The following is a 23,456-nucleotide window of genomic DNA, read 5'->3' as shown; positions in this document are numbered from 1 at the left end:
TTTCTAATACAGCAGATGCTTATCAGGCATCAACATTTAAAGGTAAGGAGCTTAACTAACCTTCGGAGTAAAGTTCACCTTAGACAAGAGGTATTGTCCCAGGAATACTATTATAAGATTGCTGAGAACCATGGCATACCATATTCCTGAATGGCCGAAGGAGGTAAAGTTTTTCATAATGAGTATCATGGGAAGGCGCAGGAGCCAGAGTCTTGTTATGGCCATGTAAAAGGAAAATCTCGTGTTTCCTGAACCGTTGAATACCCCAAGGTAATTTTGGAATAGTGCCATGAGGGGCTGTGTTAGAAGAACCCAGAGCATGTATTCCATGGCATTATGGAGAGTTTCTGTATCGTTGGTGAGCAGTCCTATAAGTGGCTCTCTAAGGGGGAATAGGAGGAGAGAGCCTATAGCTGTTATACCAAAGGCTACGTTTCTGCTGGTTTTATAGGATTCCTTGGCTCTTTTTTTGTTTCCTGCTCCGATGTTCTGACCTACGAAGGCGGCAAGGACTGAGCCTAAAGCCATGACAGGGATGAGAAGAAGGTTTGATATCTTATTGCCTATGCTGAAGGCTGCGGAGACACTTTCTCCATAGCTTAGAATTACTGCCTGTAAAATCAAGAAGCCTAGAGAGCTAAAGGCCTGGCTACCTGCTGAAGGAGTGGCTATATTTAATAGTGCTTTAACATCCTTTTTACGCAGCTTCATGGTCTCTAAAGATATATGAAGGCTATCTTTTTTGGAAAATACTAAATATAGAGCTGGTGGAACAATAAGTACTTGGCCGATTAAGGTTGCTAAAGCAGCTCCAAAGACTCCCATGTGGAAATTCCTAACGAAAATCGCCGTCAGTATTATATTTATAAGGATTGAGGCAATTGTCAGTATTACAGGAGTAGTGGTATCTCCTTTAGCTTGTCTTATAGCCTGAAAAGCCGCAAATATGAATAAAAAAGGCATTTCAAAGGCCCTAACCTTTAAATATATCACCGCTGCATCATAAACTCCTCCTTCAGCTCCCATCCATGTCATTACAGCAGGTGAGGCAAAGTATAGAAGGAGGTTGAACAATATACCAATAACTGCGCTTAAAATAAGAAGGAGAGAGGCGTATTCTCTGGCTCGTTTCTCGGCCTTAAGGCCTAAGTACTGGCTGATAAGAGAAACACCAGCCACGGACATGCCTACGCTTAGAGCCATGAATAAATTATATAGGGGCCAGGTTATTGATATTCCAGCCTGAGCTGCTACGGAGCCTGGAATCTGTCCTATAAAATATGTATCTACCATATCATGAAGAGACTTAAACATGTTAGCTACCATAACAGGGAAAGCTAAATACATAAAAGCTCTATATATGTTTTTATCCTCAAGAAACAAATATTTTCTATCTTTAATCATTAATATACCTTTCCTGGAAAATAGTATTTAAGCTTTTCCTAGCTATAATTTTAAGATAACCTTCTTAAAAGTATGCACAAGAAACAATGAGCAGAGAATCATGGAAACTATTTCTGCAATGGGGAAGGCCCACCAAACTAGATTAACATCTCCAAGTCTTGCAAGGAGATAAGCTATAGGCAGCAGAACTATAAGCTGTCTTCCAACAGAGACAAATAAACTTAAAAGTCCATTACCCAAGGCTTGGAATACAGAGCTAGCTACTATAGCAAAGCCTGCGAAGATGAAGCTAATACTTATTTTTTGCAGGGCATGGGTACCAATAGAAAGCATCTCAGGGGAGGCGTTGAACATTAAAAGAAGCTTATCCGGTATAAGCTGGAAGGCCCCAAAGCCTAGAAGCATTATTATGGTAGCGTAGATTATTGCAAGCTTTATAGTTTGGATTATCCTATCTTTTTTTCTTGCACCAAGGTTGTAGGCTATTATAGGAACCATACCGTTATTTAGTCCAAACACCGGCATAAATATAAAGCTCTGGAGCTTGAAGTATACTCCAAAGACAGCAGCAGCTGTAGAGGAGAAGGTCATTAGTATGGAATTCATTCCATAGGTCATTATAGAGCCTATGGAAGCCATCATTATTGAAGGTATTCCTACAGAATATATTCTTTTGATTATTTTAAAATCAGGCTTGAAACGCTTCATATTGATATTAATTTCATGGTTTTTCTTTACATTGAAGTATATACCTAAGAACATCCCTCCAAATTGACCTATTACTGTAGCCAAAGCTGCACCCTTAACACCCATAGCTGGAAAACCAAAGAGACCAAAAATCATTATAGGATCCAGTATTATATTTATTATTGCACCTACTCCTTGAGTAACCATGGTATATACTGTTTTTCCCGTGGATTGGAGAAGTCTTTCAAAGATTATAGAGCCAAATATTCCTGTAGAAGCTATGGTGCATATGGTTAGGTAATCCACTCCATAATTTATAATAAGTCCTTCCTGTGTTTGAGTTTTAAAAAAGAACTCCGTGAAGAACATGCCAAAAAGGACAAATAATAAAGAGCTTATAGCTGCTAAGAATATTCCGTTTTTAGCTGCTTTATTAGCTCTGTCATAGTTTTTTTCACCTAGGCTTCTAGAGAGAAGGGAATTAACTCCAACTCCTGTACCTACGGAAATAGCTATCATTAAGTTTTGTATGGGGAAGGCCAGGGATACGGCAGTGAGAGCATCCTCTCCTAATTGGGCTACAAAAATGCTGTCCACAACGTTATATAATGCTTGTACTAACATTGAAAGCATCATGGGTACTGCCATAGAAATCAGAAGTGGGTTAATTTCCATTGTTCCCATCTTATTTTCCTTTTGTATTTTTATTGATGACGCCAAGGCATCTCATCCTTTCCGTAAAATAATTCTCTATTTATTAATTATATATTAATATTAGAATATAATAAAAATGCTGTCAACAAAGGAAAAAGGAGGCAGAATGCTGTAGCCCCCTAAAATTCATTGTAATAGTCATATTTAATTATATAAGGAAATTATTTTTTAATTAATATGGGAAATTCTTCTGTGCTGCTTAATATTTCCTTGCTTTTATTAACCTGCTTTACGGTTATCAAGATTTCCTCTGGAAGCTTAGGTTCCTTAACTGAGAGAAGTGTGCTGTCTATAAACTCAGTTTCCATGTACTCCTCACCTATATAAACCTTGCTCCATTTGGTGAAGTTTTGTCCTTTTATATAGAGAGAGTCATTTTCAAGGTAGCAATTCTTAATAACAATATCTTCTATGCCCATCTTAAGCATAGAAGGGGTGTAGGGCGTTTCTCCTTCATATAAATATTTTTCTCCATAGAGCATATCGTACTGTAAAATATTTAAGTACTCCTTGTAGCTATAATTATTGCTGTATAGCTCATGGAGCTTTGTTAAATAACCATTATTTATACCTAGCTTTCCAAGAACCTCTGAGGATATTTGATAAGCATATAAATCCTTATCTGCCTTATCCATGGCGAAGTTACTCCATATAATATATTCAGTGCTGTAGGTGTTTCCAGTAGAGAGGTCCTCATCCTCTATCCCCAGGGAAGGTAAATGATCACCATACAATACTACCACTGTAGGCTCAGGATAGTTTTGAGCCTCTCTCAAGAGCTCTGATATAAAGTTATCCATTTCCTTAAGCTGATTTATATAATATTCTAAGGCTATTATTTCCTCTTCCTCTAAGTCCCCACTATTAGTTAAGGTAATGGTTTGAGGAGTATCCAGAGGAGCCTTTGGGTATTTACCATGTGCCTGTACTGAAACAGTATAAATATAATCCTTTTCCGCTGTAGAGGTTAAGGCTTTAAGTATTTCCTCTGTTAATACATCATCCTTCAGCCAGCCCAGGGGGTTCTCCTCAGCATTTTCCATGTATTCTGAAGAGGTGAAAGTATCGAAACCAAGCATGCTATATATTAGATTTCTATCATAAAAGGTACCGGTATTATTATGTATAGCATGGGTAGAGTAGCCAAGCTCCTTTAAATTATAGGCTGTTGACTCGCTGGTGGATTCCTGGAGTATTGTGGTGTAAGGATATTCTCCCGCACCAAAAAATTCAGTGCTCATTTGAGTAATTACCTCAAATTCAGTATTTGCTGTTCCTGCTCCTATTACAGGAACAGTGAAGCTCCCAGAGGAATAGTTCTTCATAAGGGAGTGAAAGACTGGTATTGGATCCTCAGAAAAACCAATTTCCTTTAGTCTCTCTACATCAAAGAAGGATTCCAGCTGTACCATGATTATGTTTGGTTTTATAGCAGAAACTTCTGAAGACTCAGTTTTTAAAGCTGACTTAATTTCTTCGACCATATCCTCGTTGTAGCCATCAGGCTCCTTTATACCAATATCCACTACACTTCGGGAAAAGCAGTATACAAAGCCGTAATCCTCATAGGCATTGGCTATATTTTCAAAGTTCTCTGGAATAACTCCAGCTTTAGCAGATACATTTGTTGCTAATACAACAGAGATGCCCATAAAGACAACAAATAATATATCTCTTGGATAGCTAGCCTTATGCTTAGGACCTTTAATCCACAAATAAACAATTCCTGATAGTATTGCAATAATTATAGCGGCTATTAAAGCTATTTGAAGAGGAGTAAAGTAAATGCTGGCAATTTTAAGGGCTGATTTAAAAACTCGAAAATCCACTGCTCTTAAAGGAGTGGTTCTAAAGCCCAAAAGTATGCAATCAGCTATTCCTAGGGCAAGCCATAAGAAGGTTACTAAGGAGATAGCAAAAAGCTTACGATTAATTAGAAGGGCTAAGGATAAAGTAAGCAGTATAATTATAAAATTGTATAGAAAATTAACAGGATGAGTAAATAAATATCCTATACCTTCAAGCAAAGAGCGCCGGCTCAGAGCTTCTAATATTAAGTTTAGTCCAAAAGCTAAAACACTCAGGGTAAGTATTGGTCTTTTTTCTATGGATTTAAGAAAATCCAGTCTCTTATTCATATTTATCACCTTAAACTGTCCTTCTTTATATTTTCTAAGAAGTTATTGCTATATGTTAAAAGGATATAATCATATATCTTAAGTGACTATATTTTGAACTATATAAACAAACTAATTTACAGTTAATATTTAACATTATTGTTAAATATTAAATAAATATTTCTTCAATTTATATTTTATTCCTTATTTATATTTCAGTCAATGGACTATTGTATTATTAAGGAAATATTAAGTTATTTGTTATTTTTTACTCTACATATGGTATAAGACTTTTATGTTCTCTTATTCTAAGAGGTGCTTTCATTATTTATGGTGATATTTCTAGTATATATGTCTTTTAACGAAAGAATGTTAAGGTTAGCTAGCATATATTGAGTTTATTTTTAATATTGTAAATATTCTTGATAGTGATAGAATATATTTATTGTCTTAATAAAAAATGACGTAAAATATAGGGCTACATATGTTGTTTATTTACAAATATAAACATAATAACTAAAAATTTTTGGGAGCGTGAATTATGAAAGCTTTGTTATTTAAAGGGGGAGTCCATCCTTATGATGGCAAGGAGCTATCAAAGGATAAGCCTATAAAATTGGTATACCCCAAAGGAGAGCTCGTTTATCCATTATCTCAGCATATCGGTTCACCTTCAGTGCCTGTGGTAAAGAAGGGGGACAAAGTGCTTCTAGGACAGAAAATAGCAGAAGCAGGAGGATTTGTATCAGTACCTATATATTCAACGGTTTCTGGGTTAGTTAAAGCTATTGAACCTAAACTTACAGTTACAGGCACCATGGTAAATTCAATAGTTATTGAAAATGATTTCGGTTATAGTGAAGTGGAATGGCCTGAAGTAAAGGCTGTGGAGGAAATGACCAGAGAAGAAAAGCTAAAGATTATCAAAGAAGCAGGTATTGTAGGTATGGGAGGAGCGGGATTTCCTACTCATGTTAAGCTTTCGCCTAAAGAGCCTGATAAGATTGATTATATTATAGCCAATTGCGCCGAGTGTGAGCCATATCTTACCTCTGATTATAGGAGGATGATGGAGGACCCAGAAAAAATTGTGGGAGGGCTAAGAATTGCTTTGAGCCTCTTTAAAAATGCCAGAGGGATACTTGCCGTAGAAGATAATAAGCCTGATGCCGTAGAAAAGCTTAGGGAGGCCTGCAAAAATGAAATAAAAATAGAAGTAATGCCTCTTAAAACAAAATATCCTCAAGGCGCAGAAAGGATGCTCATTTATGCCTGCACAGGAAGAAAGCTTAATTCCTCTAAGCTACCTGCTGATGTTGGCTGTATAGTGAATAATACTGATACTATTACAGCAATATATAATGCTTTTTATGAAGGAAAGCCTTTAATGCACAGGGTAATTACCGTTACTGGAGATGCCATAGCTGATCCAAGGAACTTCTCTGTACCTATAGGAACAAACTATCGTGAGCTTATTGAAGAAGCTGGTGGGTTTAAAGAGGATCCGATAAAAATAATATCTGGAGGTCCTCTCATGGGGTTTGGGATATTTAACTTAGATGTTCCTGTGACTAAAACTTCATCAGCACTGTTATGTCTAACAAAGGATGAGGTAGCAGAGATGGAGCCCACAGCCTGTATAAACTGCGGTCGCTGCGTAAGTGTATGTCCTGAAAACTTGCTGCCCTCAAGGCTTGCAAGCATTTCAGAGAGATATGATGAAGAAGGATTTTTGAAGCTTGATGGTATGGAATGCTGTGAATGTGGCTGCTGTGCCTTTACCTGCCCTGCAAAAAGGCCTTTGACTCAATCTATAAAATCTATGAGAAGAATGCTTTTAGCAAAGAAGAAAAGGGGGTAGAGGGAAATGGAAAATGCAAAAAAGCTATTAAATGTTTCTTCATCACCTCATATCAGAGAGAACTGTACAACCAGTAGGCTTATGCTTTATGTGCTCATAGCCTTGATGCCAGCTTCAATCTTTGGGGTATATAATTTTGGCTTTAGAGCTCTTATGCATATTATTCTCACAGTGGCTTCCTGTGTTGCAACGGAATATGTTTATGAGCATTTTATGCATAAGAAGATAACCATAGGAGATTTCAGTGCGGCAGTGACAGGACTTCTTTTGGCATTGAACCTTCCTGTCTCAGCTCCTTGGTGGATGGGAGTGTTAGGTGGAGTTTTTGCAATCCTAGTAGTGAAGCAGCTATTTGGGGGATTAGGACAAAACTTTATGAATCCAGCTCTGGCAGCAAGGTGTTTTCTACTCATATCCTTTGCTGGTAGAATGACTAATTTTACCTATGATACCTTTACAGGGGCAACTCCCCTAGCATCTTTAAAGGCAGGGGAAGCAGTTAATGTTTTGGATATGTTTATAGGAACAACTGCTGGAACTATAGGAGAGACTTCAATAATTGCAATACTAATAGGTGCTATATTCTTGTTGGTAACTGGTGTCATTGATTTAAGAATTCCTGGGACATACCTCGGTAGCTTTGCTATATTTGTTCTTGTTTTTGGAGGTCATGGTCTAGATTTATCCTATCTAGTAGCACAGCTTTGCGGTGGAGGTCTTATGCTGGGAGCTTTCTTTATGGCTACAGATTATGTTACCTCACCAATAACAAAAAAAGGACAGCTTATCTATGGGTGTCTTTTAGGAGTTCTAACAGGTCTTTTCAGGATATTTGGAGCTTCTGCAGAAGGCGTATCCTATGCTATTATTTTCTCAAACCTTCTGGTACCTCTCATTGAAAGGGTAACAAGACCCGTTGCTTTCGGAAAGGAGGGCAGGAAGGCATGAATATAAAGAAGATATTAAAGGATACCTTAATGATTACTATAATAACCCTTGTAGCAGGAATCGCTCTGGGATTTACCTACAAGCTTACTAAGAAGCCTATAGAAGAGCAGAGCCTAATTAGCAAACAGAAGGCCTATCAGGCTGTTTTTTCAGAGGCTAGTGAATTTTCTCAGGATTCTGCTGTGAATATGGAGGAATCAGGAGAGCTGCTTTTAGAAAATGGAATAACCAGTGTCACTATTGATGAGGTAGCTAAGGCCATTGATAACAGTGGAGATACCCTAGGTTATGTAATAAGTGTAACGGATAGTGGTGGCTATAGCGGGGATATAAGCTTTTCTTTAGGAATAGCTATGGATGGAACCATCAAGGGAGTTTCACTTCTTTCTATCAGTGAGACAGCAGGTCTTGGTATGAAGGCTAAGACAACTAACTGGCTGGATCAATTTGCAAATAAACAGGTAGAAGCCTTTAACGTGATAAAAGGTTCTTCATCCTCAGAAAGTGATATAGAGGCTATAAGTGGTGCTACCATAACTAGTAACTCTATAACCAATGGTGTAAATGCAGGGCTATGCTTTTTTAGAAGTATCCAGGAAGGAGGTAACCAGTGATGAAAAGTGCTGTAGAAAGACTATATAACGGAATAATTAAAGAAAACCCAACCTTTGTACTTATGCTGGGAATGTGTCCTACCCTTGCGGTAACCACTTCTGCCATGAACGGTCTAGGAATGGGACTTACTACAATGGTTATCCTTGCTATGTCAAACTTAATGATATCTGCCCTTAGAAAGGCTATACCCGACGGAGTGAGGATGCCTGCATTTATCGTTATCGTTGCCTCCTTCGTTACCATAGTTCAGTTTTTACTTCAGGGCTTTATACCATCTCTATACGAAAGCCTCGGAATATATATACCTCTTATAGTTGTTAACTGCATCATCTTAGGTCGTGCAGAATCCTATGCTTCCAAGAATCCAGTGATACCTTCACTCTTTGACGGTATAGGAATGGGATTGGGCTTTACTTTTGGTCTTACCTGTATAGGTGTTGTAAGAGAAATTTTAGGTGCAGGACAGATTTTTGGAATTACCGTGATGCCAGGAAGCTATGAACCTATAACTATATTCATCCTTGCTCCTGGAGCCTTCTTTGTTCTTTCTATGCTCACAGCTATTCAGAACAAGATTAGGATAGAAAATGCTAAAAAGGGAATGAAAAGTACTGCTCCTTCTGGTTGTGGGGCTGACTGTGGTACCTGCGGTAGTGGCTGCAGCACCATAAAAATAGAAGATAAAACTCAGGGAGGGGATAAGTAATGAAGGAATTAATCATTATAGCTATAGGCTCGGCCCTGGTTAACAATGTTGTACTCAGTCAGTTTTTAGGACTGTGTCCTTTCTTAGGAGTATCTAAAAAGGTAGAGACCGCAGCTGGAATGGGAGCAGCCGTAACCTTTGTTCTTACGGTAGCATCACTTTGTACAAGCGTAATATATAAGTATATTTTAGTTAAAACCGATACCGCTTACCTTCAGACCATAGTATTTATTCTGGTAATAGCTGCTCTTGTTCAGTTTGTTGAGATGGTTCTTAAGAAGATAAGTCCAGGGCTCTATAATGCCTTAGGAGTGTATCTTCCTCTTATAACAACTAACTGTGCTGTTTTAGGAGTTGCACTATTAAATGTTCAGAACTCCTACACCATCCTTGAAGGTACTATTAATGGTCTTGCCACTGCTATAGGCTTCACAATAGCTATAGTAATAATGGCAGGAATAAGAGAAAAAATCGAATTTAATGATGTTCCAGAAGCCTTCAAGGGTTCTCCTATAGTACTGATTACCGCAGGGCTCATGGCTATAGCCTTCTTCGGTTTTTCAGGAATAATATAGGGGGTGCGAAGATGGATATACAGATTATCTTAATAGCAGCAGCTATAGTTGGGGGGACAGGGCTTTTTATAGGTCTCTTTCTGGGAGTTGCTGGAGAAAAGTTTAATGTTGAGGTGGATGAGAAGGAGCTGGCTATAGCGGCTGTCCTTCCTGGAAATAACTGTGGTGGCTGTGGCTATGCAGGCTGCGATGCTCTGGCAAAGGCTATAGCTAACGGAGAAGCTCCTGCTGGTGCTTGCCCTGTTGGTGGAGCCCCCGTGGCAGCAAAAATCAGCGATATATTGGGGGTAGAGACTGAGGAGTACAAGCACATGGTAGCCTTCGTAAAGTGTGGAGGAGGCTGCAGCAAGACCAAGCAGAACTATAATTACTATGGAGTAGAGGATTGTAAGTTCCTGGAGTTCGTTCCTTCTGGTGGAGCAAAGGCCTGCAATTACGGTTGTACGGGCTTTGGAAGCTGCAAGAAGGTTTGTGAGTTTGGAGCTATAGATATTGTAGATGGTATTGCTGTGATTGATAAGGAAAGGTGTAAGGCCTGTGGTAAGTGTGTGCTTGAATGCCCTAAGAGCCTGATAGAGTTTGTTCCTTATGAAGCGAGGTATATTGTACAGTGCAGCTCTAAGGACTTTGGTAAGGCTGTAAAGACCTCCTGCTCTGTTGGTTGTATTGGCTGTAAGCTCTGCACTAGAGTTTGTGAGGTTGATGCTATAACCGTAGAAAATAATATAGCGTACATTGATCAGAAGAAGTGCATAGGCTGTGGCAAGTGTGCTGAGAAGTGTCCTAGCAAGATAATTAAAAATAATATATAAAGGAAACCCGTTAGTCTAAATTTTATTTGGGCTAACGGGTTTGTGTTTTTAAAGGAGTCTATTAATTTTATCTTATTAATCTATTTGTGATATTGTACCTATACAAAAATTTTGTTAGAATAAATTTATTGTTAAAATAAAAAATAACTTAAAATATAGTAAAAATTACTATATTAATTTTCAAATATAACCATAAAAGAGAAAAAATTGTCTAAATAAAAGACGGTATAATGTAAAAATATGCTGAATAGGAGGTGAAATAATATGACTAAATTATTCAGTAAGATTATTATAATGAATAATACTTTAGCTCTAATAGGAGCCGGAATCTGTTATTTGATCACTAAAGACATATCAGTAGTCCTTGGATTATTAATAGGGGCAATAGCAAGAACCACAGGTTTTATTGGTACGGTTATTACTTCAGAGAAGTTAATATATTCAAGAAAGCCATATAGAGCAACGATGTTATCTTATTTCATTAGATTTGCTTTTTATGGTGTTGTTATTGTGTTTGCTTTAAAGAATAAAATTAATATAATCACTTTGCTTATAGGATTTTCATTATTAAATCCAGCAATTTATTTTTATAGAAAGGAGGAGGAATAAACCTGGAAGGAATATTAATTCACATTGGAAACAGTGAATTTTTAATTCATCAAAGTATTGTAATATGGCTTGGTATATTGGCAGTAGTAGGAATACTTCTAGTATGGGCTGGAAGCAGGATAAGGAAAGCAGATCCAACCACTGAGCCTAGGGGAGTAGTCCTTGTATTTGAAGTTCTTGCTGGACTAGTAAAGGGCGTCATTGGAGGTAACCTAAATGAAAAAACTTGGAAGTATCTGCCCTTCATGGGAACTGTGATGCTGTGTATGGTTATAAGTAACCTAGCGGGACTTTTAGGCTTGCAGCCACCCACCTCTAATCTCAGTGTAAATGCTACTCTGTCTTTAATGATGGTATTTTTGATTCATGGTACAGATATTAAGCTTCATGGGGTTAAGGGAAAGCTAAAGGCTTGGTGTGAGCCACTTCCTTTTTTATTTCCACTGAACGTTATTGGAGATCTAGCATTTCCGTTATCTCTTACTCTCCGTTTATTTGGAAATATGCTGGGTGGGACAATCATTGTTACCCTGCTATATGGGATGATAGAATCTATGATGCCTTATACAGTTGTGGCTTTTGCTGTTACACCCATTTTACACATGTATTTTGATGTATTTACTGCATTTATGCAGACCTATATTTTCTTTACTTTAGCTTCCTTCTTCCTATCAGAAGCACAGTAGGGAAGAAAGCAGCTTAAAAATTTCAAAGACTTTATATATTTAAGGAGGAACTTTAAAGATGAATTATAATGAATATTTTGTAGCAGGTATGGCACTTTTAGGAGCAGGTATAGCGATGGTAGCAGGTCTTGGTCCTGGTATAGGTGAAGGTATAGCAGCTAGCAAGGCTTGTGAAGCTGTAGGTAAAAATCCAGAGGCTGCAGGAGAAATTCGTTCAATGATGGTTCTTGGTATAGCATTATCAGAAACTACTGGTATCTATGCCCTAGTTATAGCTTTAATATTAATATTCTTAAAGGGTTAATAGTAGGGAAAGAAGGGAGATTCCTTTATGATTAATATAGATAATTATCTGAGGATTGATCCTGTAGATATGGTAATGGTGCTTATATCAACTCTTCTTATTGTTATAATTGCTAAAAAGTATTTTTGGAATATCTTAAAGGATTATCTAGATAAGAGACAGCAATTTATTAAGAGCCAGCTTGAAGAAGCTGTAGAAAAAAATAAAGAAGGAAATAAGTACTGTGAGAGCTCCAAGGAAGAGTTTGCAAAGGCCAAGCATCAAGCTAAGGAAATAATTGAGATGGCTGAGATAGACGCTAAAAAGGAGGCAGAGGAAATAGTAAGTTCTGCTAAACAAAATGCCAAGCTTATAAGAGAAAAGGCAATGGCTGAAATCCAGCAGGAAAGGTATCTTGTTGCTGATGAGATGAAGCAGGAAATAAGTAATGTTGCATTGACAGTGGCAGAAGAAATCCTTAAAAAGGACTTGGATGATAAGGATCATCGTAAGCTTATAGCTGAATTTATTGATGAAGCAGGTGAGAGCTTGTGGCAGGCATAATAGCAAAAAACTATGCACAGGCACTGTTTAATATAGCAGTGGAGGAAGATAAGGTGGAGCTTTATAAAAAGGAGCTTCAGGAAATAAAAGAGTGCATAGAAGAAAATAAAGAGCTTTTAAAGCTTATGAAGCATCCTGGTGTTATGAAAAGCGATAAAAAGGGAATCCTTAGAAAGCTTTTTGAATGTGAGGAGTTTATACAGAATTTCTTAGAAATTCTCGTTGATAAAGGACGCTTTAATCATTTTGGAGAAATCTGCAGTGAGTTTTTACAGGAAGCTAATAAAGCATTGAATATAGAGTTGGCTGAGGTTACTTCAGCTACTAAATTAACAGAAGATGAATTAGAAGGGATACGAACCCTTCTTGAGAAAAGATTTAATAAAACCATAGAACTAATAGAAAAGATAGATAAGAGCTGTATTGCAGGAGTAAGAGTCAAGATAAAGGACAAGGTTTTAGATAATACCGTTGCAGGAAGGCTTAGAGCTATTAAGGAAGCTGCCATAAATAGCAGCAAAGTGGTTAGTGGAGGTGACAGAGGTGAATTTAAGACCGGAAGAAATCAGTAAGGTTATTCAGGCCCAAATAAAGAATTATAACAAGGTACTTGATGTTTCTGAGGTTGGAACAGTAATAACTGTGGGAGATGGTATTGCTTTAATTCATGGTCTTGAAAAGGCCATGGCCAGCGAGCTTCTTCTTTTCCCAGGAGGGGTATACGGCATGGTGCTTAATTTAGAGGAAGACCATGTAGGAGCAGTATTGCTGGGCTCCGATAGAAATATAAAAGAAGGAGACGAGGTTAAGAGAACTGGTAAAATCGTCGATGTTCCCGTTGGAGATTGCATGCTGGGAAGGGTTGTTAATGCCCTTGGCCAAGCTATTGATGGCGGTGAGGAGATAAAGTCTACTAAGTGGAGAAACATAGAAAGGGTAGCCCCTGGAGTTATGACTCGTAAATCCGTTCATCAGCCTCTTATGACAGGACTAAAGATTATAGACTCTATGATTCCAATAGGTAAGGGTCAGCGTGAGCTTATAATAGGAGATCGTCAGACAGGTAAAACTGCTATAGCCATTGATACAATATTAAATCAAAAGGGTAAGAATGTTAACTGTATATATGTTGCCATTGGACAGAAAGCAAGTACCGTGGCACAAATCGTAGAAAAGCTAAAGCATCATGGAGCAATGGAGTATACCACAGTGGTATCTGCCAGTGCCTCAGAGCTGGCTCCATTACAATATATAGCACCATATACAGGCTGTGCTATAGGAGAAGAGTGGATGGAGCAGGGCAAGGATGTGCTCATCGTTTATGATGACCTGAGCAAGCATGCTGTTGCCTACAGAACATTATCATTATTACTTAGGAGACCACCAGGAAGAGAAGCATATCCTGGGGATGTGTTCTATCTTCATTCAAGGCTATTGGAAAGAGCTGCAAAGCTCAGCGATGAGTTAGGTGGAGGCTCTTTAACAGCTCTTCCAATAATTGAGACTCAGGCAGGAGATATTTCTGCTTATATTCCAACGAATGTTATATCAATAACTGATGGACAGATATTCCTACAGACTGAGCTTTTCAATGCAGGGGTAAGACCAGCAGTGGATAGCGGCTTAAGTGTTTCTCGTGTAGGTAGTGCTGCCCAAACGAAAGCTATGAAGGAGGTTTCTTCATCCTTAAAGCTGGAGCTAGCTCAGTATAATGAGCTTTTATCCTTTACTCAGTTTGGAAGTGACTTAGATGCTTCTACTAAGGCAGTAATAGATAAGGGAGCAAGATTTACGGAGCTTCTCAAACAGGGACAATATTCTTCTCTGTCTATGCCACTGCAGGTAATTTCACTCTTTGCTGCAAAGCATGGATTCTTGAGGGAGATAGAGCTTAATGAAGTGCATAATTTTGAGAAAGGGCTGCACAGCTTCTTTGAAAATTCAAAGCAGGATATATTAAGGGAGATAGATACAAAGGGAGCTCTAGATGATAATCTGAGGAACCTTATTAGGGAAGCTATCAAAGAATATTCTGATAGATATAAGCTGTTAGGTAAATAAAATGGCACAGAATAAGCAAGCTTTAAAAAGTCGTATTCGTTCAACTACGGCCACGATAAAGATAACAAAAGCCATGCAGCTCATAGCTAATGCAAAGCTGCTTAAGATAAGAAATACCATGGAACAAAATAGAGAATACTCAGAGGTACTCTTGGAAACCCTTCATCAGATATTAGCTAACAATAGAGATTTAGATAATCCATTCCTGAAGGGAAAGAGCTCAGACAGGGTTCTAACGATAGTTTTTAGCTCAGACCTAGGCCTCTGTGGTGGTTATAATTCTAATATGTTCCGTTACGCATTGGAAGCTTCTAAGCTAGAGGATCCTATCATGGTAATTGGTTCAAAGGGCAGAGGATGGTTTTCTAATAGAGGCTATGTTGTTATAAATGATTATATAGATAGTGATAATTTAGATTATGGTGAAAGCTCTAAGCTTATGGATAAGGCCATAGATATGTATCTAAAAAATGAGATTGGAAGGATACAGGTAATTTATACAGAGTTTATTAATGCTATAACCTTTAAGCCAGCAAAAAAACTTTTGCTCCCCGTTGAAAAAAACATAAAGGAAGAAAAGCAGAAGGTGCTTCAGGAAACCTTGTTTGTACCTGGTGTTGATGAAATCTGTGAGGAGCTGATTCCCATGACTCTTAAATCAGTACTTTATAGTCTGTGGCTTCAGACTAAGACCAGTGAACAGGCTTCCAGAAGAGTAGCAATGGAAAGCGCAACAGATAATGGAGAGGAATTAAAGGAGCAGCTGACATTACAATATAACCAGGCAAGGCAGGCAGCTATAACACAGGAAATTACTGAAATAGTTGCTGGTGCTGGTGCATTGTAGGAAAGGAGAAGAAATGCAGAATATAGGAAAGATCGTGCAGGTTATCGGTCCTGTAGTAGATATACGCTTTCAGGAGGATAAGCTTCCTGCATTAAATAATGCTATTCTTATAGAAATAAATGATAAAGAAAAAATAACAGTAGAAGTGGCCCAGCACATTGGGGATGACTGTGTTCGATGTATTTCCATGGCCAGCACCGATGGACTTGTTAGGGGAATGGAATGTGTGGATACCCTAGGTCCAATTTCTGTACCTGTAGGAAAAGAAGTATTAGGAAGAATGTTCAATGTTATAGGTGAGGAGATAGACGGAAAGGGACCGGTAGAGACAGAAAAAAGGCTACCTATTCACAGAACCGCTCCATCCTTTGCTGAGCAGCAGACCTCTGCAGAGATTTTAGAGACAGGAATAAAGGTTATAGACCTTCTCTGCCCTTATTCTAAGGGAGGTAAAACAGGTCTCTTCGGAGGAGCAGGTGTTGGAAAGACAGTACTGATGCAGGAGCTTATTCACAATATCGCTAAGGAGCATGGAGGTATGTCTGTTGTTGCCGGTGTTGGTGAAAGAACCAGAGAAGGAAACGATATGTACCACGAGATGAAGGACTCAGGAGTTCTGGATAAAACAGTACTGGTATATGGACAGATGAATGAAAGTCCAGGGGCAAGAATGAGGGTTGCCTTATCAGGACTTACCATGGCAGAGTATTATCGTGATGAGGAGAAGGCTGATGTACTTCTATTCATAGATAACATATTCCGTTTTACACAGGCAGGCTCAGAGGTTTCAGCCCTTCTTGGAAGAATGCCCTCAGCTGTTGGTTACCAGCCTACTCTTGCTACAGAAATGGGACAGCTTCAGGAGAGAATAACCTCCACAAAAAATGGTTCTATAACCTCAGTTCAGGCTATTTATGTACCTGCTGATGACCTTACTGACCCAGCTCCAGCTACCACCTTCACTCATCTTGATGCAAAGACGGTGCTGGATAGAAGCATAGCTGCTTTAGGTATATATCCTGCTGTAGATCCACTAGACTCCAGCAGCAGAATGCTTGACCCTCTAGTAGTTGGTGAGGAGCACTACCAGGTGGCAAGAGGTGTTCAGAAGCTGCTTCAGAGATATAAGGAGCTTCAGGATATCATAGCAATCCTTGGTATGGATGAGCTATCTGATGAAGATAAAATAATCGTTAATAGAGCAAGAAGAGCTAGAAACTTCCTCTCTCAGCCTTTTAATGTAGCTGAGCAGTTCTCAGGAATAAAGGGAAAATATGTTCCTCTTAAGGATACCATAGAAAGCTTTAAACAGCTTTTAGAAGGAAAGGTGGACCATCTTTCTGAACAGGCATTTATGTTCGTAGGAACAATAGAAGAGGCTATAGAAAAGGATAGAGCCTTAGGTGGTAATTCATGATTAAACTAAGAATAGTAACTCCCCAGGGCTTTTATAAGGAGCTGGAGACTTCTATATTAAATGTTGTTACTACCGATGGAAAAATAGGTATACTTCCAAGCCATATGCCTGTGGTAGCAATTCTTGAAATATCCAATATTACTACTATAGAAAATGATAATAGGGAGACCTATGCTATTGCAGGAGGAATGCTCTATTTTGAAAGAGATAAAGCTACTATTCTTACTCCATCAGTGGAAAGCTCAAGGGATATAGATTTAAATCGTGCAGAGAAGGCTAAAGAAAGAGCTGAAGTTAGACTTAAGTCTACCATGGAAGGCACTGATATTAAAAGAGCTGAGCTTGCACTTAAAAGGGCTCTTAACAGGCTAAAGGCTGCGGAAAATATTAATGACTAGCTAAAAGTATACAATAAGATAATTAAAAAGATTTTAACATAGTGTGAAAAGAGAAAAGTACGGAATAAAGCTATTAATAATAGTTTTCTATTCCGTACTTTTTATTATATAATATAAGGAAATATAAAATGCTTATAACTTTGGAATTGACACATAATCATAATAATTATTTATAGTAAAGAAGGTAGAATAATGTCTGTAGAAACTGTAAAAAAATATTTGGAACAATGGTCCTTGGAGGATAGGATACAGGAATTTACTACCTCCAGTGCCACGGTAGAGCTAGCGGCAGAGGCTCTTTCCGTTATCCCTGCTAGAATTGCTAAAAGCATGTCCTTTAAGGTAAAGGAAGGCTGTATAATCATAGTGACTGCAGGAGATGGTAAGATTAATAATAGTAAGTTTAAGGCTGTATTTGGAGAAAAGGCTAAAATGGTTCCTTTTGAAGAGGTTGAGGAGTTAACAGGTCATCCTGTAGGAGGAGTATGTCCCTTTGCTCTTAAGGAAGGTGTCAGGGTTTATCTTGATAAATCTCTAGAAAGGTTTAACACAGTATTCCCTGCAGCGGGAACCACTAGCTCTGCTATAGAGCTTAATCCAGAGGAGCTTTTTATAGCTTCAAAAGCTGTAGACTGGATTGATGTATGCAAAATTCCAGAATAAATTTATTAGAATACATAATAGTTTACTAGAATATATTAGATGAAAGCGGGCTGTATAAATTGGACTATAGAAAGGCAAATATTAAAAAGCTTATTGATTATTTTAAAGGTGGTATAAAGGGTAATGTAAAACCAACCTTAGGGGTTGAGGTAGAACATTTTATAATTGATAAGGAAACAGGTCTTGCAGCTCCTTATGAGGAGGTTGCTGGGATAATAGAGAAGTTTTCATCAAAGGGTGAAGGCTTGATCTACGATGAGGGAAATCTGTTAGGCTTTGACTGTGAAGAATTCAGCATTAGCTTAGAACCAGCCTCCCAGTTTGAAATCAGTATAAGTCCACAAAGGACTATAATGGACATTCATAGGATATATAAGGGATTTTTAGATAAGCTAGAAGCTATATTAAAGAATACTCCCTACACCTATTCAGTCTTGGGCTATCAACCTAAGAGCAGGGTAGAGGATTTAAAGCTTATTCCTAAGGAAAGATATGCACTTATGAATGATCATTTTAAGACCAGTGGAACTATGGGGATTAATATGATGAGAGGAACAGGTTCTACTCAGGTATCCATAGATTATTATTGTGAAGAGGATTTTGTTAAAAAGTTTAGGACGGCCTCCATATTAGGACCTATATTTTCTTTAATTACCGATAATTCACCGATATTTCAGGGAGAGGTGTATCCCTTAAATCTTCTTAGAACTCATATATGGAACAATGTTGATAGGGATAGGTGCAATGTAGTGCCCTGTGCACTAAATGACGATTTTGGCTTTGAAGCCTATGCAGAATATATTTATGATTCACCAGCTATACTTCTTATGGATAAGGGAGAGGTTGTATATACAGGCTATAAGAAGATAAGCGAATATTACTCCGAAAGAGAGCTGACAGAGGAAGAAATAGAGCATATAATTTCTATGTTTTTTCCAGATGTTAGATTGAAGAGCTATGTTGAAATAAGAATGGCTGACAGCATGGAGCTTAAGTATGTCCTTTCTTATGTTACACTGATAAAGCTGCTTTTTAGCTCCTGGGAGGTTCTTAAAGATATATGCCAATATATTGGTGAGGTTTCCTTAGAAGCTATAGAAAAAGGGAAGCTAGAGCTTATGGAAAAAGGCTACCAGGGAAGGATATATGAAAGACCTGTCAGTGAGATAGTAGATTATCTAATGGAAAGAGCCCTTAAAGAGGCTGATATCCAGGAAAAGGAGTATCTAGCTCCATTTATTAAGCTTACAGAGGAAAGAAAAACTCTAGCAAGCATGGAGAAGGAGAAATATATCAATGAAGGAATTAAAGGAATTAAATAGTATATATAGGAAGCTTATAACAGAAAGCTTGGCAGAAAACATCGCCTCAGGAGAGGAAGCTTTAGGATATATAAACAACTCCTCTGCTAGATATAGGGGCAGGGTTATAAGAACTCTTTTTATCCCCAAGCTCTTTACGGAAGGGGATGTTGAAGTATTTGAGAAGCTAGTAGATACCCTTTATGGAATTTTTAGAAGGGTTATAGAGGAATATTATAAAAATGAAGACTATAGAAGGCTTTTCGGTTTTTCTAAGGAGCTGGAGGAGCTGATTTTAAGAAGACCTCTATATGACTCCTTGATACCCATGGCCAGGATAGACATATTTTATAATGAAGAGGATAAGAGCTTTAAATTCTGCGAATTTAATACTGATGGCTCCAGTGCCATGAATGAGGATAGGGAGCTTAACATAGCAATTCAAAAAACTAAGGCTTATCAGGATTTTTCAAGGCTATATGACCTTTCCTCCTTCGAGCTTTTTGATTCTTGGGTAGAAGAATTTATGAAGATTTATGACAGCTATGAGCATAAAGCTGAAAAACCCCATATAGCCATAGTGGATTTCATCGAAAAGGGAAATCCTACAGAGTTTGAGATCTTCGCCGAAAGCTTCAAGAAGAAGGGCTATAGTGCGGAAGTTTGTGAAATAAGGAAGCTGAAATATCAGGATGGAAGGCTAATCTCTCCTACAGGTAAAAGGATAGACGCTATCTATAGAAGGGCTGTTACCACTGATATCATGGCTAATTTACAGGAAATACAACCCTTTATTCAGGCAGTTAAGGATGAGAAGGTTTGTCTCTTAGGAGAGTTTAGAACTCAGCTTGTTCATAATAAAGTTTTATTTAAGCTTCTTCACCAGGAAGAAACACTGAGACTTTTAACACCAGAGGAGATAGCTTTTGTTAAGAGTCATGTTCCTTATACCGCTGATTTAAAGGCTGCTGACCTAAGAATTGTTTTATCAGAAAAGGATAGATGGATTATAAAGCCAGAGGATTCCTACGGCTCAAAGGGTGTTTTTGCAGGAGTTAGCTATACTTCCTCTCAGTGGGAGGAGCTAGTGAAGGAGCACAGGGAGGATTCTTATATCCTTCAGGAGTTTCATAACCCATATAGGAGCTTAAACATAGATTTATTTAATAATCCGGAAGCGGACTTCGAAGAATATAGCAACCTTACAGGTCTCTATGTGTACAATGAGAAGCTGAAGGGGATATATTCAAGAGCCTCCGAAGGTAAGCTGATTTCATCTCAGCATGGAGAGAGGACAATTCCTTCCGTTCTAGTGAAAGAGAAATAGACCGATAAAATATTCATTATGATATATAAATTGGTGTATATTACCTATAAAACAGAAGTATGCACAATTAAAGTGTAAAATAAGTGCCGAGAAGAGTAGTCTCTTCTCGGCACTTATTTTTAATCAACTTTTTTAAGCTTTCTGTTCTCAGCTCTTACGGTGAGCTTATCCTCTACATAATCTACAATTAGGGTGCTTCCTGTAGAAAGATTCCCTTGGAGTATGAGCCTTGCAATCAGGGTTTCTACCTTGCTCTGGATAAATCTCTTCAGGGGTCTAGCACCGTAAATAGGGTCGTAGCCAGCTTCCACTAAATAGTCCTTTGCTTTATCTGTAAGCTCCAGCTCCAGCTGCTGAGGCTTAAGTCTTTTTCTTAGATCCTCAAGGAGAAGGTCGGAAATATTAAAGATTTCTTTCTTTGAGAGAGGCTTATAGAATACTATTTCATCCAGCCTGTTTAAAAATTCTGGTTTGAAGGAGCTTCTGAGCAGCCTGTTAACCTCCTCCTTGGCAGCCTCACTGATGGTTCCATCTTCCTTTATTCCATCTAATATATAGGAGGAGCCGAGATTAGAGGTGAGAATGATTATAGTATTTTTAAAGTCCACGAGTCTACCCTGAGAATCGGTGATTCTTCCGTCGTCTAGTACCTGAAGGAGTATGTTAAATACTTCTGGATGAGCTTTTTCTACCTCGTCGAAAAGCACTACAGAATAAGGCCTTCTTCTTACTGCTTCTGTGAGCTGGCCACCTTCCTCATAGCCCACATAGCCGGGAGGAGCCCCGATAAGCCTGCTTACAGAGAATTTCTCCATATATTCTGTCATATCTATTCTTACTATATTCTTCTCATCATCAAATAAGGTTTTTGCTAAGGCCTTTGCCAGCTGTGTTTTTCCCACCCCGGTAGGTCCTAAGAATAAGAAGGAGCCTATAGGCCTATTAGGATCGGCAATTCCTGCACGGGAGCGAAGGATGGCCTCAGAAACCTTAACGATAGCCTCATCCTGTCCTATTACATACTCATGAAGGTGCTTTTCAAGGTTAAGGATCTTTTCTCTCTCTCCCTCCATAAGCTTAGAAACAGGTATTCCAGTCCATCGTGCTACAATTTTGGTTATCTCATCCTCTGTAACACTATCTCTAAGAAGGGAATCCTGATTCTCTAGAGGCTTAGAGGCAGCTTCTTCTATAGCCAGCTGTTTATGAAGCTCAGGGAGTCTTCCATACTTTAGCTCAGCGGCTTTGTTTAAGTCATACTCTCTTTGAGCTTTTTCTATTTCTGCATTGACCTTTTCTATATCCTCACGGATTTTTTGTACTTTATTAATTGAGGTTTTTTCATTTTCCCACTTTGCCTTCATGGCAGTAAATTCTTCTCTAAGCTCTGAAAGCTCCTGGAGAATTTCTTTAAGGTGCTCCTGGGATAGCTCATCCTTTTCTTTCTTTAAAGCTGCTTCTTCAATCTCCAGCTGGATTATCTTACGAGAGATTTCATCCAGCTCAATAGGCATAGAATCCATTTCTGTACGAATCATGGCGCAAGCCTCATCCACTAGGTCTATGGCCTTGTCAGGAAGAAAGCGATCTGTTATATAGCGATTTGATAGAGTAGCTGCTGCTATGAGAGCTTGATCGTGAATTTTAACCCCATGGAATACCTCATATCTTTCCTTAAGTCCCCTAAGTATTGCTATGGTGTCATCTACGTTAGGCTCATTTACCATAACTGGCTGAAAGCGCCTTTCTAGAGCTGGATCCTTTTCGATATATTGTCTGTATTCATCTAAGGTAGTGGCACCGATGCAGTGAAGCTCTCCCCTGGCAAGCATAGGCTTCAGTAGGTTTCCTGCGTCCATTGCACCTTCAGTCTTACCAGCTCCCACTATATTATGAAGCTCATCTATGAACATGATTATTTTACCTTCAGAACTCTTTACCTCGTTAAGTACAGCCTTAAGCCTTTCCTCGAACTCGCCTCTATATTTGGCTCCTGCTACTAAGGCTCCCATATCCAGAGCAAATACCCTTCTATCCTTAAGGCTATTGGGTACATCACCTCTTACTATTCTCTGAGCTAGGCCTTCAGCTATGGCAGTTTTACCAACCCCTGGCTCTCCGATAAGTACTGGATTATTTTTAGATTTTCTAGATAGTATTCTGATTACATTTCTTATTTCTGTATCTCTTCCTATCACTGGATCCAGCTTCTGCTCAGCAGCTCTCTTAACCAGATCATAGCCGTATTTTTCTAATACATCATAGGTTCCCTCTGGATTTTCACTGGTGACTCTAGTGTTGCCTCTAACCTCCTGGAGTCCCAGTAAAAACTTATCCTCTGTTAAGGAATAATCTGTGAATAAATCCTTTAACCCTGTGGATGGATTAGCTAATATAGAGAGCATTATGTGCTCTACGGAAACAAACTCATCCTTCATGTTTTTAGCTATGGCTTCAGAATTTATTAAGGTTTCCTCTACCCTTGAAGAAACATAGATTTTCCCTGCTTCTCTTCCTGAACCTGTAACAGCAGGAAGCCTCTCTATCTTATCCTTAACAGTTTTTATGAGACCTTCAAGATTAATATTCAGCTTTCTAATCATCTCAGGTATGAGACCATCCTTTTGAGTCAAAAGGGTATATAATAGATGCTCCTGTTCAATCTGCATATTTTTATAGGATAGTGCAAGGGATTGGGCCTCTTGTATTGCCTGTAAGGATTTTTGAGTAAATTTTTCAAGATTCATTGTATCCCTCCTATGTATCTATATTTTTATAAGCTCTAATTATTATTATACTATTTTTCAGAAATATTTCTCTATTATTAATGAAGTGAGAGGATAGCAGCTTTAAATATAAAA

Annotated in this window: 22 protein-coding genes; 18 read left to right on the top strand and 4 right to left on the bottom strand. The window is 38.4% G+C overall.

Features of this window, described 5'->3' with window-relative positions:
- Positions 1-51 precede the first annotated feature (51 nt).
- The 3 genes from ACPWSR_RS06320 to ACPWSR_RS06310 form a co-directional block, all read right to left on the bottom strand.
- Positions 52-1,404 (bottom strand): MATE family efflux transporter, encoded by a 1,353-nt coding sequence (locus tag ACPWSR_RS06320; RefSeq protein ID WP_426350847.1) that lies wholly within the window; start codon positions 1,402-1,404, stop codon positions 52-54.
- A 42-nt stretch (positions 1,405-1,446) separates the two neighbouring features.
- Positions 1,447-2,811: an MATE family efflux transporter gene (locus ACPWSR_RS06315; RefSeq protein WP_426350846.1), complete on the bottom strand. Its 1,365-nt coding sequence runs from the start codon at positions 2,809-2,811 to the stop codon at positions 1,447-1,449.
- A 155-nt stretch (positions 2,812-2,966) separates the two neighbouring features.
- Positions 2,967-4,943: an LTA synthase family protein gene (locus ACPWSR_RS06310; RefSeq protein ID WP_426350845.1), complete on the bottom strand. Its 1,977-nt coding sequence runs from the start codon at positions 4,941-4,943 to the stop codon at positions 2,967-2,969.
- A gap of 520 nt (positions 4,944-5,463) precedes the next feature.
- On the opposite strand from ACPWSR_RS06310, the gene rsxC reads away from it, so the two are divergent.
- The 18 genes from rsxC to ACPWSR_RS06220 all read left to right on the top strand — a co-directional run bounded on the left by rsxC (position 5,464) and on the right by ACPWSR_RS06220 (position 20,595).
- Positions 5,464-6,783 (top strand): electron transport complex subunit RsxC, encoded by a 1,320-nt coding sequence (rsxC, locus tag ACPWSR_RS06305; RefSeq protein WP_426350844.1) that lies wholly within the window; start codon positions 5,464-5,466, stop codon positions 6,781-6,783.
- Between the two features lie 6 nt (positions 6,784-6,789).
- Positions 6,790-7,731 carry an RnfABCDGE type electron transport complex subunit D gene (locus ACPWSR_RS06300; protein ID WP_426350843.1) on the top strand — a complete coding sequence of 314 codons (942 nt, stop codon included), beginning with the start codon at positions 6,790-6,792 and terminating at the stop codon, positions 7,729-7,731.
- A complete protein-coding gene (locus tag ACPWSR_RS06295; RefSeq protein WP_426350842.1) occupies positions 7,728-8,345 on the top strand; it encodes an RnfABCDGE type electron transport complex subunit G in 618 nt (205 codons plus the stop codon). The genes ACPWSR_RS06300 and ACPWSR_RS06295 overlap by 4 nt, the downstream gene beginning before the upstream one ends.
- The gene (rsxE, locus tag ACPWSR_RS06290; RefSeq protein ID WP_426351359.1) at positions 8,345-9,052 is read left to right on the top strand and encodes an electron transport complex subunit RsxE; all 708 of its coding nucleotides are present in this window, start codon (positions 8,345-8,347) and stop codon (positions 9,050-9,052) included. Before ACPWSR_RS06295 ends, rsxE begins: the two co-directional genes overlap by 1 nt.
- Positions 9,052-9,627, top strand: a complete 576-nt coding sequence (rsxA, locus tag ACPWSR_RS06285; protein ID WP_426350841.1) for an electron transport complex subunit RsxA — start codon at positions 9,052-9,054, stop codon at positions 9,625-9,627. The genes rsxE and rsxA overlap by 1 nt, the downstream gene beginning before the upstream one ends.
- 11 nt (positions 9,628-9,638) lie before the next feature.
- The gene (locus tag ACPWSR_RS06280; RefSeq protein WP_426350840.1) at positions 9,639-10,439 is read left to right on the top strand and encodes an RnfABCDGE type electron transport complex subunit B; all 801 of its coding nucleotides are present in this window, start codon (positions 9,639-9,641) and stop codon (positions 10,437-10,439) included.
- A 264-nt stretch (positions 10,440-10,703) separates the two neighbouring features.
- Entirely contained in the window at positions 10,704-11,048 is a 345-nt protein-coding gene (locus tag ACPWSR_RS06275) for an ATP synthase subunit I (RefSeq protein ID WP_426350839.1), read from the top strand.
- Positions 11,045-11,734 carry a F0F1 ATP synthase subunit A gene (gene atpB / locus ACPWSR_RS06270; RefSeq protein ID WP_426351358.1) on the top strand — a complete coding sequence of 230 codons (690 nt, stop codon included), beginning with the start codon at positions 11,045-11,047 and terminating at the stop codon, positions 11,732-11,734. The genes ACPWSR_RS06275 and atpB overlap by 4 nt, the downstream gene beginning before the upstream one ends.
- Positions 11,735-11,792: 58 nt before the next feature.
- On the top strand, positions 11,793-12,038 hold the full coding sequence (gene atpE, locus ACPWSR_RS06265; RefSeq protein ID WP_426350838.1) for an ATP synthase F0 subunit C: 246 nt from the start codon (positions 11,793-11,795) through the stop codon (positions 12,036-12,038).
- Positions 12,039-12,065: 27 nt separating this feature from the next.
- The gene (gene atpF / locus ACPWSR_RS06260; protein WP_426350837.1) at positions 12,066-12,581 is read left to right on the top strand and encodes a F0F1 ATP synthase subunit B; all 516 of its coding nucleotides are present in this window, start codon (positions 12,066-12,068) and stop codon (positions 12,579-12,581) included.
- Positions 12,569-13,153 carry an ATP synthase F1 subunit delta gene (gene atpH / locus ACPWSR_RS06255; protein WP_426350836.1) on the top strand — a complete coding sequence of 195 codons (585 nt, stop codon included), beginning with the start codon at positions 12,569-12,571 and terminating at the stop codon, positions 13,151-13,153. The genes atpF and atpH overlap by 13 nt, the downstream gene beginning before the upstream one ends.
- Positions 13,125-14,642: a F0F1 ATP synthase subunit alpha gene (gene atpA / locus ACPWSR_RS06250; RefSeq protein ID WP_426351357.1), complete on the top strand. Its 1,518-nt coding sequence runs from the start codon at positions 13,125-13,127 to the stop codon at positions 14,640-14,642. Before atpH ends, atpA begins: the two co-directional genes overlap by 29 nt.
- A 1-nt stretch (position 14,643) precedes the next feature.
- The gene (atpG, locus tag ACPWSR_RS06245; protein WP_426350835.1) at positions 14,644-15,489 is read left to right on the top strand and encodes an ATP synthase F1 subunit gamma; all 846 of its coding nucleotides are present in this window, start codon (positions 14,644-14,646) and stop codon (positions 15,487-15,489) included.
- 13 nt (positions 15,490-15,502) lie between these two features.
- The gene (gene atpD / locus ACPWSR_RS06240; protein ID WP_426350834.1) at positions 15,503-16,906 is read left to right on the top strand and encodes a F0F1 ATP synthase subunit beta; all 1,404 of its coding nucleotides are present in this window, start codon (positions 15,503-15,505) and stop codon (positions 16,904-16,906) included.
- Positions 16,903-17,304: an ATP synthase F1 subunit epsilon gene (atpC, locus tag ACPWSR_RS06235; RefSeq protein ID WP_426350833.1), complete on the top strand. Its 402-nt coding sequence runs from the start codon at positions 16,903-16,905 to the stop codon at positions 17,302-17,304. Before atpD ends, atpC begins: the two co-directional genes overlap by 4 nt.
- A 192-nt stretch (positions 17,305-17,496) precedes the next feature.
- A complete protein-coding gene (locus ACPWSR_RS06230) occupies positions 17,497-17,967 on the top strand; it encodes a YbaK/EbsC family protein (protein WP_426350832.1) in 471 nt (156 codons plus the stop codon).
- 59 nt (positions 17,968-18,026) lie between these two features.
- The gene (locus ACPWSR_RS06225; protein WP_426350831.1) at positions 18,027-19,289 is read left to right on the top strand and encodes a glutamate-cysteine ligase family protein; all 1,263 of its coding nucleotides are present in this window, start codon (positions 18,027-18,029) and stop codon (positions 19,287-19,289) included.
- A complete protein-coding gene (locus ACPWSR_RS06220; RefSeq protein ID WP_426350830.1) occupies positions 19,264-20,595 on the top strand; it encodes a glutathionylspermidine synthase family protein in 1,332 nt (443 codons plus the stop codon). The genes ACPWSR_RS06225 and ACPWSR_RS06220 overlap by 26 nt, the downstream gene beginning before the upstream one ends.
- Positions 20,596-20,714: 119 nt before the next feature.
- Here the strand turns inward: ACPWSR_RS06220 and clpB are convergent, their stop codons facing one another.
- Entirely contained in the window at positions 20,715-23,342 is a 2,628-nt protein-coding gene (gene clpB / locus ACPWSR_RS06215; protein ID WP_426350829.1) for an ATP-dependent chaperone ClpB, read from the bottom strand.
- Positions 23,343-23,456: the final 114 nt, after the last annotated feature.

Source organism: Alloiococcus sp. CFN-8 (assembly GCF_049943125.1).
In the GTDB taxonomy this organism is placed as follows: domain Bacteria; phylum Bacillota; class Clostridia; order Clostridiales; family Clostridiaceae; genus JAEXZL01.
This window is presented reverse-complemented; position numbering and strand designations above follow the sequence as displayed.

What these genes read in the sequence shown, in the direction of transcription:
- ACPWSR_RS06320 (WP_426350847.1), bottom strand. Translation starts at nt 1,404, where the DNA reads ATGATTAAAGATAGAAAATATTTGTTTCTTGAGGATAAAAACATATAT.
- ACPWSR_RS06310 (WP_426350845.1), bottom strand. Translation starts at nt 4,943, where the DNA reads ATGAATAAGAGACTGGATTTTCTTAAATCCATAGAAAAAAGACCAATA.
- rsxC (WP_426350844.1), top strand. Translation starts at nt 5,464, where the DNA reads ATGAAAGCTTTGTTATTTAAAGGGGGAGTCCATCCTTATGATGGCAAG.
- ACPWSR_RS06300 (WP_426350843.1), top strand. Translation starts at nt 6,790, where the DNA reads ATGGAAAATGCAAAAAAGCTATTAAATGTTTCTTCATCACCTCATATC.
- ACPWSR_RS06295 (WP_426350842.1), top strand. Translation starts at nt 7,728, where the DNA reads ATGAATATAAAGAAGATATTAAAGGATACCTTAATGATTACTATAATA.
- rsxE (WP_426351359.1), top strand. Translation starts at nt 8,345, where the DNA reads ATGAAAAGTGCTGTAGAAAGACTATATAACGGAATAATTAAAGAAAAC.
- rsxA (WP_426350841.1), top strand. Translation starts at nt 9,052, where the DNA reads ATGAAGGAATTAATCATTATAGCTATAGGCTCGGCCCTGGTTAACAAT.
- ACPWSR_RS06280 (WP_426350840.1), top strand. Translation starts at nt 9,639, where the DNA reads ATGGATATACAGATTATCTTAATAGCAGCAGCTATAGTTGGGGGGACA.
- ACPWSR_RS06275 (WP_426350839.1), top strand. Translation starts at nt 10,704, where the DNA reads ATGACTAAATTATTCAGTAAGATTATTATAATGAATAATACTTTAGCT.
- atpE (WP_426350838.1), top strand. Translation starts at nt 11,793, where the DNA reads ATGAATTATAATGAATATTTTGTAGCAGGTATGGCACTTTTAGGAGCA.
- atpF (WP_426350837.1), top strand. Translation starts at nt 12,066, where the DNA reads ATGATTAATATAGATAATTATCTGAGGATTGATCCTGTAGATATGGTA.
- atpG (WP_426350835.1), top strand. Translation starts at nt 14,644, where the DNA reads ATGGCACAGAATAAGCAAGCTTTAAAAAGTCGTATTCGTTCAACTACG.
- atpD (WP_426350834.1), top strand. Translation starts at nt 15,503, where the DNA reads ATGCAGAATATAGGAAAGATCGTGCAGGTTATCGGTCCTGTAGTAGAT.
- atpC (WP_426350833.1), top strand. Translation starts at nt 16,903, where the DNA reads ATGATTAAACTAAGAATAGTAACTCCCCAGGGCTTTTATAAGGAGCTG.
- ACPWSR_RS06230 (WP_426350832.1), top strand. Translation starts at nt 17,497, where the DNA reads ATGTCTGTAGAAACTGTAAAAAAATATTTGGAACAATGGTCCTTGGAG.
- ACPWSR_RS06220 (WP_426350830.1), top strand. Translation starts at nt 19,264, where the DNA reads ATGAAGGAATTAAAGGAATTAAATAGTATATATAGGAAGCTTATAACA.
- clpB (WP_426350829.1), bottom strand. Translation starts at nt 23,342, where the DNA reads ATGAATCTTGAAAAATTTACTCAAAAATCCTTACAGGCAATACAAGAG.